Below are 14,757 nucleotides of genomic sequence, written 5' to 3'. Positions count from 1 at the left end.
GTCCGCCGCCACCAGACGGTCGTCCAGATCCCGCAACCACACAGTCGCCACGGCCATAACCGCAGTGTGACAACCCAGTCCCGCATTGACCAGGCCCGCCCCCCCGGCCCGCCGAGGGCGGGCCTGCTCATGTCCGTGCGGGGCCTGACTGCCCCGCACGGTTACCCGGTGTGATCGTCTCAATGTCTCGTCTCACCGCCGATGTGCCGCCTACGCGTGCAGGCGCGCGCGCGAGGATCGGCGAGACGGGGACGATCACGCCGGGTAACAGTCCAGCCCGGCCCCCGGTCGTGGGCGACCCCGCTCGGCGAGGAAGACCTGGGTCCTGACCGGCGGCCGCCGCATCCACGTTCCCGCGCCGCCCACCCCCCGATCACCACCCCAGGGCTCCCCGCCAGCCAATCCCCCCACTACCCCCTCTTCCGCTAGTGGGCCCCCTTCCCCTTGATCCCTCCCGCCTCGCATGCCACACTCACCTCTCAAGATCCTTCTCAGGGATGGACCAAGGTATCTCCGATACGGAGGGCCTGCGGCCCACCTCAAAAGATCTTGAAAAACTATAAGAGCAAGATCAACGAAGGGCTTGGAAGGAGGGGCGCGGGTGGCGTGGGTCAGCGTGATCGGCCCCTCCATGGAGCAGGTCGACTACCGGCTACAGGAGGGCGCCGGCTGCGGCATGGGCCAGCCCGGCGAGCCCGCCCACGAGCACGGCCCGGCGCGCGGCGAGGACGGCCAGGTCGCCTACCGGCTGGCAGACGAGCGCGGGCTGATGTGGATCGGCGAGGGCCTGCGCGAGGTCGGCCTGACCCCCGGAACCCGGCTGACGGCTGATCAGCATGAGGCGGCTCGCGCCATCATGTCCGGCGTCGACCCGCGCACCGGCGAGGTGCTGCTGGCCGCCAAGCACCTGGCCGACCCGCGCGCCAAACTCCCCGGCGCCCCATTGGTGGCCGCGCTGGAGGCGGCGGCCGCCGCCCAGGGCGTGACGGTGGAGAAGCTGCTGGCCGCCCGCCCGGCAATGGCCAAGCGCGCCGCCCAGCTCGCCCGCGGCGTCGACCGCCAGGGCGAGACGCACCTGATCCGCATCGACGACGTGGAGAAGCTGGCCCGAGCCGCCGACGTCGACCTGGCCGCCGTCTACGAGCCCAAGGAGCTGGCCTACGCACGCAAGTGGCGCGAGGCCCGGGTGCGCGTCGGCAACCGCGGCTACGACCTCACCCTGGACCTGTCGAAGTCGGTCAGCGTGTTGTACGGCCTGGCCGACGCGGAGTTCGCCGCCGCCATCGAGAACGTCTTCGCCGACGCGGTCACCGAGACCGTCGCGGCGATGGAGAAGTGGGCCGCCTACGGCCAGCGCGGCCACCAGGGCGACGGCCAGCTCGCCGAGCGCATGGACTCCACCGGCCTGCTGGGCTGGGTCATGTGGCACAAGACCGCCCGCCCCGTCGACGGCCAGGCCCCCGACCCGCACCTGCACGCGCACGTGGCGATCGCCAACCTGGTGCGCGGCCGCGAGGACGGCCGATGGTCGGCCATCGGCGCCGGCGGCCGCGACATCCACCGGCACGCGCACGCCGCCGACGCGCTGCTGAAGGCCCGCATCCGGCGGGTGCTCACCGAGCGGTACGGCATCGCGTTCGGACGCGACCCGGTGACCGGCGCGTGGGAGATCATCGCCATTCCCGAGGCCACCCGCGTGCTGCTGTCCAAGAGGGCTGGCCAGGTCGAGGGGCTGCTGGCCCGGCTCGGGGTCGACCCGGCCAGCGCCTCGCGGCAGGCGGTCAAGACCGCCTCCGCCGAGTCCCGCCAGGCCAAGGGCGCCGAGCCCGATGAGGCCGCGCTGCGCGCCGCCTGGCACCAGCAGGTCGACGACGCCGCAGGCGAACCCGGCCACGGCCAGGCCCTCGCCGAGCGCTGCCGCACCGGCCACGCCGTACTGCCCGAGCGGCCCAGCACCGAAGAGATCGCCGCGTGGATCTGGCGGCCCGAACACGGGCTCACCTCCCACACCAAAATCGTCTCCCGGGCCGACGTCCTGGCCGCCGTGATCGACGCGCTGCCCGACGGCGTGGCCGATCTGGCCGAAGCAGAGGCCCTGACCGATGAGGTCCTGCAGCATGGCCCGGCGGTCCAGCTCGCCGACGCCGGCGCCTCGCACCTGACCAACGCCCAGCGTTTCACCAGCCGCGACATCCTGGACGCCGAGGAGACGATCCTGGCCCAGGTCCGCGACCGCTACGCCACCGGCGTGGCGGTCGTTGACGGGGCGGCCGCCGCGCTGGCCATCGACACCTACCAGGTCGCCAACGGCTTCGAGTTCTCCCCCGCGCAGCGCGAGGTCCTGGAGCGGCTGCTGACCGCCGGACACGGCATCGACGCCGTCATCGGCGTGGCCGGCGCCGGGAAGACGACCATCATGGCCGCCGCCCGCTCCGGGTGGGAGGCGCGCGGCCTGGTGGTGCGCGGCGCGGCGACCGCCGCCGTGGCGGCCGCCAACCTCCAGGCCGAATCCGGCATCGGCGCCGACACCATCGCCACCTGGCTGCAGCGCATCGACGGCGGCCAGGGCCTGGCCGGGGTCGACGTGCTCGTGGTCGATGAGGCCGCGATGGTCGACGACCGGCACCTGGCCACACTGCTGACCGAAGCGATGCGGTGCGGCACGAAGGTGGTGCCGATCGGCGACCCTCTACAGCTGCGCGCGATCGGCGTCGGCGGCGGCTTCCGCGCTGTGCACCGTCAGGTCGACGGGCTCACCCTGCGCGAGAACCGCCGCCAGAAAGACCCTGTGGAACGGGCCGCGCTGGAGCTGTGGCGCGGCGACAATCGCCGCCAGGCGCTGCGCGCGTGGGGCGAGGGCGGTCGCGTGCACGCCGGGCTCGGCGCCGAGGACACCATGGCGCAGCTCGTGAGCGACTGGGCGGCCGCCCGCGCGCCGTACCGCGACAGTGCCAGCCCCGAGGCGGTGCACGACGAACTCGCCGGTGTGCTGGTGCTGGCCGGGACCAACGACGCCGCCGAGCGGCTCAACCAGGCCGCCCGCGCCATCCGCCGCGAAGCCGGGGAGATCACCGGCCCGGAGCGCCGGTACGCCGTGGCCGGCGGCAAGCACATCGTGCTGGCCGTCGGCGATCACGTGCGCGTGCGCAAGAACGACTACCGCGCCCGGCGCGGCGAAGGCGACGTCGACATCCTCAACGGCTACCGCGGCCGCGTGACCGAGATCGACGAACGCGGCCGCGTCCGGGTGGAGTGGCGCGCGGTCGGCCCCGAGGGCCCGAGGATCAGACACGCGCTGATCAACCCGGCCGACATCGCCGAGGGCATGCTGTCCTACGGCACCGCCATGACGGTGGCCGCCGCCCAGGGCCTCACCTCCGACCACGCGCTGATCTACGGCATGGGCCTGGACCCGCACACCCTGTACGCGGCGATGACCCGCGACCGGCTGACGGCCCACCTGTACCTGCCGCGCGACCTTCTGGAGACCGACGCCGACCGCGCCGCGCACGGCCCGGTGCGCGGCGAGGCCGACGCGCTGCAGCGCGCCCTGGCCGCCTACGCCCAGAGCCTGGAGGGCGACCGGGCCGACCGGCTCATCACCCCCGAGCCCGACCCCATCGCCCACGACGGCCAGGGCGCCGAGCCCGACCGGCCCGCCGAGCGCGCCACCGGCCGCCAGGCCGACCGGCACCGGGACGACGTCGACCAGCGCGCCGAACACGACGCCAACCGCGAGCACCAGGCCGACCGCGACACCGGCCGGGACGACCGCGAGGCCGGCGACCCGGGTCGCGAGCGGGCCGCCGACGTCGACCAGGCCGTCGACCGACGCGGCCAGGCCGACGTCGAGCGCGCCGCCGATCCGGACGCCGAGCGCGAGCACCAGGCCGCCGCAGAGCTGGCCACGGCGGAGGAGGCGCTGGCCACCGTCCGGCGCGCCAACGCGTTGATGGCGCTCAGCGGTACCCCGTTCGGTGTCGGCCTGCTGGACGACACCGCCCTGGCCGCCCGCCAGAAGCAGCTCGCCCAGCAGGCCACCGCAGCGGCCGCCAAGCTGCAGCGCGCTGAGCAGATCATGCGCCGCTACATCAGCGACGGCGGCGGACCCGCCGAGAAGGCGCTGGAGGCCAAGCGCGCCCAGCTCGCCGCCCAGGCCCGCGAGATCGAGACCGCCCGCCAGGCCGCCGAACAACTGCGCCAGGCCCGCCGGCAGGTCACCGAAGGCAACCGCGCCGTCGACCAGATCCACAAGCGCGAGCGCGCCATCGCCGCCGAGCTCGCCAAGCTCGGCAAGATCCTGCCCTCCCACCGCGCCCGCCGCCGCGAACTGGAGGCCGAACTCCCCCACCTCGCCGAACGCCGCGCGGCCATCGCCGAGCACCTGGCCCCCGTGCGCGAGGAAGGCCCGGCCATCCAAGAGCACGCCCGCCAAGCGGCAGCCCAAGCCCCGCCCGCCGCCACCTGGTCGCTGATCAGCCGCCAGCACGACGACCTCGAACGCGGCTGGGAATCGGCCAGGAGCCAGGCCCGCACCACCGACGTCACGGTGGCCGACGGCCACAGCACCGCCGCCCGCCAGACCTACCAGCGCGCCCGCCAGCAGCTCGCCGCCACCCGCGAGGAAACCGAGCGCCGCGCCGACCTGCCCCCCGACGTCCGCGCGGTGGAGCGCCAGGCCCGCGCCGAGTACGCCGAGCGCGAGCGCCAGGCCGCCGAACGCGGCGAACGCCCCGAGCGCCGCCCGCGCTTCCGCAGCCAGGGCCGCGACCGCGACCGGGACGACGCCTACCGGCCGCCCCCGGCCCGCGACCGAGGCGGACCCGAGCGCGGCCGCTGACCGCGCCCGCCGAACGGGTTTCAGCGTGGACCACCCCAGCCCAACATCCTGCCCGCGTGCACGCCGACCCTTTGCGGAAGGACGACCCCGGATGACCAGATCCCCGACCCACCCCGCCGTGCTCGCCGCCGGCGACTTCACCATGACCGTCCAGCAGGCCCTAGCCGCACCGGCCACCTACGACCCGCCCCGCCGAGGCCGACGCCTGCCCGAGCACCTGCACGGCAGGACCCTGTCCCGGCGCCGCACGGGTCCACGACGCAGCCGCGGCCGCAGCCGCTGAACCGTCCGCACTCCCCCGGCGGGAGCCGTACGGCTTGCCGCCGGGGTTTCGTCGGCCCACCGCGGCGTACTCGAGCGCGCGACGCAACCAGGGTGCTCGTTCCCCCACGCACGCCGGTACGGCGTGGCTACGCTGAGCCGGTCACTGGGACAGATCACCGCGAAGGGCGCGAACATCGATGGCCGAAGCGCAACGGCAGGAACCGAACTGGCAGCCCCTCAGCATGCTGGCCACGCTGACCAGTCACATCGAGAGCGGCATCGCCATGGTGCGCGATCAGAAGGCCACCCTGGAGCAGGGCCTGGCCCAGCCGTACCGCCTGGACGACGCCACCGTGACCCGGGCGAAGAAGGCGTTCACCCAGACCGCCGCCGACAACGAGCTGTTCGCCGAACAGGGCCGCCGCTGGGCAGCCGAGCCCGGCCTGGCACCCGCTGTGCGCCGCCGAGTCGAGCACTACCAGTCCCTGGTCACCGAGATGACCACCGAGACCACCGCCGTGCTCGCCATCGTCGACCAGCTCGCCGCCGTCACCATCGAGGCCCTCATGGCCAAGAGCGACCTGGAGGTCGGCATCGAGGCCCTAGCGCGCCAGGGCGAAGGCCGGTAATGGAACCACCGCAGATCCGCGTCCACCGCTACGAGCACACCGTGGCCATCAAGTGGCCCGATCACGACTGCTGGTGGGTCATCGACCCGGACGCGCCCAGCAGCGGCGGCTACGCCGCGCCCAGCGCTACCTTCGACGGCCCCGACGCCCGCGAGTGGTTCGACCCGACCGTCAGCCAACGCGACGACGTGAGCCGCTGGACAACCGCGATCCGCCGCGACCTGTCCAGCATCGAACAGGTCCTCCGCGGACTGGAGACGCACCCCTTCGGATAGGCCCCGGGGTTTCGTCGTGGCGGCCGCGCGAGGCCTCCCCACGACGAATCCCAAGGGGTTGCGTCGCGCGCTGGCGGCCGCCGCGGTGCACGACGAAACAGCCCCAGCGGGCGATGCATGATCATGCATCGCCCGCTGGAAGAGCGGACACTAGGCCCCAAAACAACCGGTCAGTGTGACGACGTCGGGCATCTGAAGACGTTTCCCCAGGTCAAAGCCATGCTTTTACCTGACAGAACTGAGGTTCTGTACCGTTACCCACGGGTAACCGGAATTTTCGGCCCTCGCATGAGTACGCCGTACGGTTCGCGCGCTAGGCGTCGTGAGGGCCGAACCCGTCGACGCCGGCCGTGACCGGGTCGGGGGCGGGCGGCACCAGGCGGTCACTTCGGGAGCCCGCTCTACCTCGATCTCACTGTCGAGCTGGGCGCTGGCGATGCGCTCGGCGTCGGCGGGCGGCAGGTGCCGGTTGAGGAGGTCGTCCCGCGCCTACGCGAAGGGGTCCGCGACGCTTCCCCACGCGCGGACCCCTTATCGAACACACTACCGAAGTGATGAGGCCCTGGTAGTGGTCAGCGCCGGGCCAGCCGCCGCAGGTCCGTCAGGCTGCGGTCGACCAGCTTGGCGTCGTCGCGGCGTTCCCCGTCGGGGTGGTGACTTTGGGCGCATGGGCGCAGCCGTACCGAAGCGCGGGCGATGGCCCCAGGCAGCCAGCGGTCCAGGTACTCGCTGGCGTCGCGCGAGCTGGCCCCCTCCCACAGGTAGGCCGTCTTCCACGCGCCGTACAGGGCCGACAGTTCCTCGATCACGTCCCAGTGCCGCGTCCAGCACGGCAGGAACGCCCGTTGCGCCTCAGGCCAGGCGAACAACACCTCGCGCACCCAGTCGGCCAGCTCCGCCAGGTGGTCGGCCTTGGCGGCGTGATCCATCCGCAGCCAGCACCACGGACGCGGCGGCTCGCTCTCCCCAGCACCACCACCGCGGCCGCCGCCACGGCGGCCGCGTTCGCCCTGCAGCTCGGCGACGGCGGACGCCAGCCGCTCCACCTGCACGGCCAGCTCGGCGAGCACCTCGCCGTTCGCCACGTCGACCGCCCCGCCGGCGCCGTCGCCGGGCGCGCTCACGCCTCACCGCCGGGCGAGGCCGGAACCTGACCGGCGGCGTCATCATCCGGGTCGTCATCGCGGCGGGCGATGTCCCAGGGACGACCCGGTCGCGGACGCGGCTCATCGAGGGTGGCGCGAGCACTTCGCCGGGAGGCCAGCTCATCGGCGTACGGCTCGCGCAGTTCGGCGCCCAGGCCGCCGTCGAGGGCGAGCTGGCCGTGCTCCAACCGGGGCAGCGGGATGGCGGCCCCGGCCCGATTCCAGCGTTTGACGTCGGCCCGCGCCCAGACCCGTTCCACCCGGACGATGGTCGGCCGGACGTTGCGGCGCACGGCCACCGCCCGCCAGGTGGGCAGCATCCGCGCCTGTTCGGTGGGCAGCACCCGCACCGTCTCCCAGCGCTTGGTCCGCATCCGATCGCCGCGCGCGTCGCGCGACTCCTCCCACATCGGCAGCGTGATCTCCCCGCACAACTGCGAGACGCGCTCCAGGTCCTCGGGGTCGGAGGTGCCGCCGAAGAACAGCTTCGCCTTGCTGCTGTTCCAGATGGTTTTCGCGCCCCGCGCTCCCCACCGGTCCTCGATCTGAGAGAAGGACTGGGCGGCGACGATGAACACCATGCCGGACCCGGCGGCCGTCGACAGCCACGAGTTCAGCGGCACCGGGCAGATGTTGGGCGCCTCATCCAGGGCGAAGGTCACCGGCGGGTCCAGGCGGCCGTACGGCAGGCGCGAGCCGACCAGGTGCGCCTCGTGGTGGAGCTCGGCGACCAGGGCGGCGAACAGCGGCGGGGTGGCGGTGTGCTCCCCCTCGCCGGCCACCAGGTACAGCGTGCCCCGCTCGGTCAGGAAGCGCCGCATGTTCAGCCCCTCGCCGGGGTCCGGACAGACCGTCCAGGCCGTGGCCGGGTCCTCCATGCAGCGCAGCACCTGGCGCAGCGTCATCGCGATGGAGTCGCGCGTGCGCGAGTGCGAGGCCAGGTAGCGGCCCACGATCGCGGCGGCCCGCTCGGTGGACAGGCCAGGCCGCCGTACCTGCAAAATCTTCACCGGGGTCGGGTCGTCGGTGACGATCCAGGCGTAGACCTCAGCCAGCGACAGGCGGGCCAGGGCGGCGGCATGCAGCAGCGCGGCCAGCACCATGGCCGCCTGGTTGGTCCAAAACCCCTGATCGGAGACGCCGCCGGAGTCGGCGGCCGCGACCAGGTGCGCGGCCCGGCGGATCGCGGTGGTCTGGTTCTCGCAGCCGTCGACCGGCGACCAGCGCACCGTCGTGGCGAAGTCGCCCACCCCTTCAGGGTTGAACACGTGCACCCGGCCCCGCCGGGAGCGAAGGCCTGCGGTGGCCTCCACCAGGTCGGTGCGGATCGAGGTGGCCACCACGGCGCCGGGCGCGTCCAGGATGCGGCCCGCCAGCCACGCGCTCTTGCCCTCTTTGTGCGGCGCGAGCACCAGCACGATGTCCTCCAGCGTGGCATAGCAGCGGAACCGCCACAGCCAGCCCTGCGCCCAGCCGAGGAAGACGGCGATCTCCCGGTGATGCAGTCGGGCCCGATCCCAGCGGCCGCCCAGCGAGGGCCTGGCGCGCAACGCGATCTGCTGGCAGGCCGGGCGGCCGTAGTGCCGCCACAGCTCCAGCCGCTTGGCGAACCCGGGGCCGGGATACAGCCGCCAGCGCAGCCGCCACCACAGCGCCAGCCCGCGCCGCAGGTGCGGATCACGTAGCCGATGCACCGTCACCGAGGCCAGCAGCAACACCACGACCACCAGGGCGATCCACCCGCCGTAGGACCGCAGTAGCTCCCAGCCGTCCACCTCGCCCGCCGTCACCCTCACTGCCCTCCACCAGAAGATCGCACCGTCGACCCGGCACTACCGTGACACACTGCACACACTCAGTAACTGCGATTATTGGGAGGGAACGCAGGATGCGGGACGACGGTGACGCCCCTGAACTGCCTGGCCGCCCCTACGCCGGGTACGACGGCCCGCTCGGTTTCGCCGACGTCGGCGGCGGCTACCCCATCGAGCCCGACCCGGTCGACTACGCCCCGCCACCGGCCGCCGTCGACCCCGGCGGCCCGCTCAGCGTCGACCCGGACGCCGCCGACTACGACCTGTGGACCCAGCAGGACGACCCCGCCACCGAGACCGCCCAGATGGCCACCGAGACGGCCGACGCCGGGCAGGGCACGGGCGGCTGGCACGACCAGGACGACGGAGCGGAAGACCAGGGCGAGACGGTCGTCATCCCGCCGACCCCGGTCAACTCCTGGCGGTCCTGGGACGTCCAGCAGGCCCCGGTGGCCACGCCGTACTACGGCGAGCCCGAAACCCGCGACTGGCGCCCCTACGCCGTCGTGGGCGGCGCGGTGGCGCTGATTCTCGGCGTGGCCGCCGCATCCATCCCCTGGGGCGGCAGCGAGCAAGCCGCGATCGCCACGCCCACCCCCACGCTCACCTACGAGTCCGTTCGCGAGGACCCGGACGACGGCCACGCCTCCCCCGCGCCGATCTTCACCCCGTTCAGTCCGACCGCCTCGCCGAGCCCGTCGACCAGCCCCACGCTCACGCCCAGCCGGACCCGCGACAGCGGCCGCGGTGAAGGCCGCCAGGACGCCGAGGACGACGGGCGCCTGGCCGTCGACCCCGACCGGCCCGCCAGCACCCGCGACGACGACCAGGGCGGCCAGCGCGACAGCGGCGGCAGCGGCACCGAGAACAAGCCCAAGCCGAAGAAGACCACGACCGGCACGGGCGGCAACGGCGGCACCTCCACCAGCCTGGTCGGCCAGAAGTGCGATGAGCTCTTCCCCCCGAGCAAACCCGAGTTCGCCCTGCGCAACCGCGCCTGCCACCAGATGTACGGCTGAACCGACACCCGCCAGCCCAGGGACTGGAGACCTGGACCCGGGTGGCCTCGCGGCCCCCCAGACCCCCCGCGCCGCGGGCGCACCGTCCGCCCACCGGGCGCGCCACCTCCCGCCGACCAAGGCGGACGGCACACCCGCCCCGAGCACGCCCCTGACCCGCCGCACCACGCAAGGCCGCACCTCCCGAAGGTCCCCCGCGAGAAAGGCCCCGTGTGAAAGCCCTGCTCACCCTGGCCATCATCATCGGTGGCTTCTGGCTGCTGATCCGCTTCGCCCTGGCCGATCGCTCCCTCGAAGGCCGGGTCGTGCGCGCCTGGCACCGCAACCGCTTCCTCTCCCGCCTGGCCATGCTCGCCGTCCTGGCGCTGGTGGCGCTGGCCCTGATCCGCTGGACGGCCATCCGATGATCTCTCCCGCCCACGCCCACCACGCGGGCCAGGCCACCGGCTACGCCCAGCAGGCCCGCGCGGCCGCCGATGCCGAGACCGGGGGGAATCGTCGCGCGCCGGCAGTTGCTGGCCACCACGACGAAACCCACGACCAGCCCGGCCGCCCCACCGGCCACGACGTCGGCCCCGAGGTCGACCCGCGCGTGCTGGCCGACCTCGCCCGCACCGAGGCGACGCTGGCCCTGGCCGCCGCCATCGCCGGACTGGCCGCCGCCCTGCGCGAGCACCACCCGGCCCCCAGCCACACCTACGGCGGCCGCTGAGCACCCGGGTGCGCACGTTGTACTCCCACTGTGCTTCCGCCGTGCTATGGCCAGCACACGTGCCTCACACCGACGTGTTACGCGCCTGTTGTCAGTCTCTAGCTGACAAACGCTAATGTCAGCTTTATCCTGACTTCAGGAGGTGTTGCATGAGCGACACGATGAAGCAGACCCCGGACGACGCACCCTTCACCGAGGAGTCCCTGGCCAAGTTGGCGCTGGCCGCCACCGCCCGCGAGCTGGCCGACTTCGCGGCGGGGTTCGTCGCGATCTACCCCGGCCGCCCGTACGAGGTGGTGGAGGACGCCGCCCGATGCGTGGCCCGCGCCCAGGAGCTGCTGGTGCGCGCGGTCATCGCCCAGCGCGCCGCCGGCGGCTCGTGGGAGGACATCGGCGCCGCCCTGGACATCACCAAGCAGTCCGCGCACGCCAAGTTCCGCGAAGCCTCCGAGGAATGGGACGCGGCCATCCGGCGCCCCGAGGTGGTCGACCAGATGTACGGCATCACCGGCAGCCTGGAGACCCACGTCTTCAACCGCATGCCCGCCGGAACCGCGCGGCCGGAAGAGACCGCCGCCGACCTGGACGCCTGGGCCCTGGCGCACGCGGCCGCCGACGGCCGCACCGCCCCTGGACACGTCGACGACCGCCCGGTCTCAGGCGGCATGGTCCGCATGGACCCGCTGACCGAGCTGATGACGCTGACCAACCGCACCGCCGCCATCCGCGATGAGTTCATCGGCCCGCCGCCGCACCTGCTGGCCGACGTCCACGAGCGCGAGGCCGTGCTGTGGGACCGGGTCGCCGCCGAGGGCGGCACCGCCTCGCGCGGGGCCCGCAAGCGCGCGAGCGAGGCCCGCAAGCGCGCCACCGACTACCGCGCCCAGGACGCCCACCTGCGAAAGATCGCTGCCACCCAGAGCCCCGCCGAGCACGTCGCCGAGCATGAGCGGCGCTACCCTCACGAGATCTACGGGCCGTATCGGACCTTCCCCGACCTGGCCAGCGCCCGCGACTGGTGCGCCCACTGCGAGGTCTGGATCGGAACCCCCGAGACGAAGGAGGGAGAGCGATGACTACGCGTACGGTGCTGGTGCCCGACCTGGACGATGAGATCACCCACGCCATGAACGAGCTGGAGGAGCTGCTGCTGACCTTCGCGGTCTGGGAGGAGCACGGCGAGATCGAGCCCGGCGAGCTGCCCGCCCCGCTGTCCGGCCGCCAGGCCCTGGCCGTCCTGCATCGCCTCTGGGACGCTGTCGCGCCCACCCAAGGCCAGAAGGCCGTCCAGGCCGGGCTGACCGGCCGCCAGCTCGCCAGTGACGGCCGATACGAGTACCTGCCCGTGCGCCTGGTCGACGTCGACCCCGCCGACGTGGTCGCCCTCGCCGAGCTCGCCCGGTTGCTCGGCGACCCGCACGCGCCCGACGTCGTCCGCGACGGCCTGGAGAACGGCCGCGCCCAGATGCCCGCCGGCGAGCTGGTGATGCGCACCGCTCAACTCGCCGGGCTGCTGGACCTGGCCGACAGCCCCGAGGGCGAACTGCTGCGCGAGCGCCTGGCCCTGGCCGGCCCCGCCGACGACGTCGTGTTCACCGTGGAGGAGGAGGCCGCCTACAAGACGCTGGTCACCCGCACGAACGCGATGTGGGCGCTCGGCTCTCCCGTCGAGCGCTTCCGCTACGACGGCGGCCGCTGATGGACGACGACCCCGCCCAGGGCGAACTCGAGCTCGGCATCGCGGCGCCGGACGGCCGCCCCGAACCGCAGCGCGGGGTGTCCGCCGAGCTGTGGCGCATCCTGCTGGCCGACCTGGACACCGTCGCCCGCTACCGCTCCCACGTCCACCAGCGCGCCGCATCGGCGTGCTGGTACTGGACGGCGGCAATCTCCTCAACCGGTCACGGCAAGCTGCGCGCTGGCAGTAAGACCCGGGGCACCTCCCGCGTGATCACCGCGCACGTCTTCGGCTACCAGCTCTTCTCCGCCCACGACGGCCCGCTGGTGGCCAGCCCCGGTCAGGAACTCGTGGTGCGCCACACCTGCGACGAAGCCTCATGCCAGAACCCGGCGCACTGGCAGCTCGGCGAGCGCGCCGCCAACGTCGCCGACTACCTCACCCGCCGCCACCGCGACCATGGCCCCCTGGCCGACGTGCGCGGCCCGGCCGGGCGCGCGGTGGCCATCCGCGAGGCCATCCGCGCAGCCAGGGCCGAAGGCCGCGACGTCGAGCTGGCCATCACCGCGGCCATCGCCGCCGGCGAGGCGGACACGCTGCGCCTGCTGTAGCCGCCTGCAGGCGAACATCCGGCCCGAACATGCTGGTCACGCCAGGGCGGACATGCCGAACATGGCAGGGCGGACATCGGGCGAACACCAGGCGGACATCGAGGGCGAACCTCCGCCCGCCAGGCCCGGCCACCCGGGCGAACATGGCCGACCGGCCATCACCCCTGGCCGCCCGTCCCGGTGGACAGGGTCGCCCGAACCTCGCGCGCCAGGCGGCGGCCGTGCGTCTCCGAGACGCCCAGCTCCCGGCCGATCGCCGCGCCGGTCATGGTCGGGTCCGCCTCCAGCAGCCGGGCCACCGCCACCCGCCGGTCATCGTCGCCGTGCTCACTGCCGTTTCCCGTTTCCCCAGCGTCTTTGCCCTGCTCAACGCCCGCAACGGGAGGCACCGGTGCCGTCGGCCCCGCCGTACCGGCCGCGCCTGCCTGGCCCCCGGCCGCCTCGCCGAGCTGGCCGACCAGGACCGAGTGCAGATGCCGACCATGTCCGGCCCCGGCACCGGCCGCACCCCCGGACATCAAGGCGGACATCGGGACGGACGCGGCCGCCGCAGGGTCGGCCGCCATGTTCGCCTCGCTGCCGAACATCGGCGCCTGGCCGCCCGGCCATCCCCCGGCCGTCGACCGGCCATCGAGGTGGCGGCCATGTTCGGCCCGGCCGCCTTCACCAGAGCCGTCATGTTCGCCCGCCGGGGTTCGCCCGGCCGCTGGCCCCGGTTCGGGCAGCCCGAGATCGGCGTGGCGGGCCCCGGCCAGCAACATCAACTGCGGTGCCGCGTTGCGTGAGGCGATGATCTCCTCCAGCAGCCGATACCGGCCCGCCTGCCGGGTCAGGTCCAGGTCCCGCTCCGCCGCCCGATACACCCGCTCCAGCCGCCGCACGCGCCAGCCGTACCAGGCGCCGCTCACCCGGCCCGGCCGCTCGGCGTGCCGCCTGGCCGACCGCGCCCCCCGGATCACCGCATCGGCCACCTTGGTCAGCCGCATGTGGATCTCGGCATCCTCGGTCTGGCTCTCGGCGGCCGTCAGCAGCCCCAGATGCGTCAGGATCCGGTCCGGCGTCCACCGCCACCGGGTGAGCCGAGCGGGGGCGGTCCCGGCCCGCTTGGCCTCGATCTTGAGGGCCGCGTGCCAGAGCGCCGCGCCGATGATGGGAGTGATCGCGCGCAGCACCATGACCGCCGGCCCCATCGGCGCGTAGGCCAGCGCCGCGATCACCGATGAGCCACCCGCCAGCATCCACGTCATCCGGATGTACGGCTCAGGCGAGATGCCGCTGGACGGCCGCGAGGCTTCCCGGGCGCGCAGCGCGAAGGCCAGCATGGGCACCTCCAGGATGCTCACGCCGAGCCAGGCCACCCACGGATGATCCGGCACCGCCGAGCGCAGCACCGTGTAGACCGCCTCCCCCGCCGCGACCACACACCCGACCGCCGCCACCCAGGTCAGCCCGTTGGCCAGCGACCACGGCGGCCGACCGGCCCGCCGCCGACGCGCCCCGGCCGCAACGGCGACCAGCAGCAGCGTGGCCGCCGCGCCCGCCAGCGCCCACCAACCCGGCGCCCAGTCCGGCAGCAGCACATCCCAATCAACGGTCACAACCTGATCAGCAGTCACACCGGCATGCTGCCAGGCCGCCGCCGGGCCCACTGCCCGAATTGGCGTGCTTCGCCGGTACAACGCGGCGATTACGCCTCTCACACTCGCGTAACACGCACGTATGTGCGGTTAACACTGAAGTGTGCAGGTCGCCACAATTGCGTGTGAACAC

Annotated in this window: 13 protein-coding genes; 10 read left to right on the top strand and 3 right to left on the bottom strand. The window is 73.5% G+C overall.

Features of this window, described 5'->3' with window-relative positions; translation table 11 throughout:
* The first annotated feature begins 601 nt into the window (after positions 1-601).
* The 4 genes from mobF (at position 602) to FVE25_RS53040 (ending at position 6,008) form a co-directional block, all read left to right on the top strand.
* Complete coding sequence (gene mobF / locus FVE25_RS56785; protein ID WP_157255097.1) at positions 602-4,840, top strand: MobF family relaxase; 4,239 nt, start codon at positions 602-604, stop codon at positions 4,838-4,840.
* 91 nt (positions 4,841-4,931) lie between these two features.
* Positions 4,932-5,123: a hypothetical protein gene (locus tag FVE25_RS53050; protein ID WP_157255095.1), complete on the top strand. Its 192-nt coding sequence runs from the start codon at positions 4,932-4,934 to the stop codon at positions 5,121-5,123.
* Positions 5,124-5,301: 178 nt separating this feature from the next.
* Positions 5,302-5,733 (top strand): hypothetical protein, encoded by a 432-nt coding sequence (locus FVE25_RS53045; RefSeq protein ID WP_157255093.1) that lies wholly within the window; start codon positions 5,302-5,304, stop codon positions 5,731-5,733.
* A complete protein-coding gene (locus FVE25_RS53040) occupies positions 5,733-6,008 on the top strand; it encodes a hypothetical protein (protein ID WP_157255091.1) in 276 nt (91 codons plus the stop codon). The genes FVE25_RS53045 and FVE25_RS53040 overlap by 1 nt, the downstream gene beginning before the upstream one ends.
* Before the next feature lie 572 nt (positions 6,009-6,580).
* Here the strand turns inward: FVE25_RS53040 and FVE25_RS53035 are convergent.
* Together FVE25_RS53035 and FVE25_RS53030 are read right to left on the bottom strand one after the other, a co-directional pair.
* Positions 6,581-7,132, bottom strand: a complete 552-nt coding sequence (locus tag FVE25_RS53035; RefSeq protein ID WP_157255089.1) for a hypothetical protein — start codon at positions 7,130-7,132, stop codon at positions 6,581-6,583.
* A complete protein-coding gene (locus FVE25_RS53030; RefSeq protein ID WP_157255087.1) occupies positions 7,129-8,949 on the bottom strand; it encodes a type IV secretory system conjugative DNA transfer family protein in 1,821 nt (606 codons plus the stop codon). The genes FVE25_RS53035 and FVE25_RS53030 overlap by 4 nt, the downstream gene beginning before the upstream one ends.
* Positions 8,950-9,041: 92 nt before the next feature.
* Here FVE25_RS53030 and FVE25_RS53025 point away from each other — a divergent pair, with 92 nt between their 5' ends.
* From FVE25_RS53025 to FVE25_RS53000, 6 genes are all read left to right on the top strand, one after another.
* Positions 9,042-9,986, top strand: coding sequence for a hypothetical protein (locus FVE25_RS53025; protein ID WP_157255085.1), 945 nt, complete (start codon positions 9,042-9,044; stop codon positions 9,984-9,986).
* Between the two features lie 212 nt (positions 9,987-10,198).
* On the top strand, positions 10,199-10,393 hold the full coding sequence (locus FVE25_RS53020; protein ID WP_157255084.1) for a hypothetical protein: 195 nt from the start codon (positions 10,199-10,201) through the stop codon (positions 10,391-10,393).
* Positions 10,390-10,698 (top strand): hypothetical protein, encoded by a 309-nt coding sequence (locus FVE25_RS53015; protein WP_157255082.1) that lies wholly within the window; start codon positions 10,390-10,392, stop codon positions 10,696-10,698. Before FVE25_RS53020 ends, FVE25_RS53015 begins: the two co-directional genes overlap by 4 nt.
* 149 nt (positions 10,699-10,847) lie before the next feature.
* Positions 10,848-11,774, top strand: a complete 927-nt coding sequence (locus FVE25_RS53010; RefSeq protein WP_157255080.1) for a hypothetical protein — start codon at positions 10,848-10,850, stop codon at positions 11,772-11,774.
* Positions 11,771-12,397, top strand: a complete 627-nt coding sequence (locus FVE25_RS53005; protein ID WP_157255078.1) for a hypothetical protein — start codon at positions 11,771-11,773, stop codon at positions 12,395-12,397. The genes FVE25_RS53010 and FVE25_RS53005 overlap by 4 nt, the downstream gene beginning before the upstream one ends.
* Positions 12,397-12,987, top strand: coding sequence for a hypothetical protein (locus tag FVE25_RS53000; RefSeq protein ID WP_219826063.1), 591 nt, complete (start codon positions 12,397-12,399; stop codon positions 12,985-12,987). Before FVE25_RS53005 ends, FVE25_RS53000 begins: the two co-directional genes overlap by 1 nt.
* 158 nt (positions 12,988-13,145) lie before the next feature.
* Here FVE25_RS53000 and FVE25_RS52995 read toward each other — a convergent pair whose 3' ends face one another.
* Positions 13,146-14,603: a hypothetical protein gene (locus tag FVE25_RS52995; protein ID WP_157255076.1), complete on the bottom strand. Its 1,458-nt coding sequence runs from the start codon at positions 14,601-14,603 to the stop codon at positions 13,146-13,148.
* Positions 14,604-14,757: the final 154 nt, after the last annotated feature.

It is taken from the genome of Nonomuraea typhae, from assembly GCF_009760925.1.
Lineage (GTDB): Bacteria > Actinomycetota > Actinomycetes > Streptosporangiales > Streptosporangiaceae > Nonomuraea > Nonomuraea typhae.
Note: the sequence above shows the minus strand (reverse complement) of the source record. Positions and strands in the feature narration are given on the sequence as shown.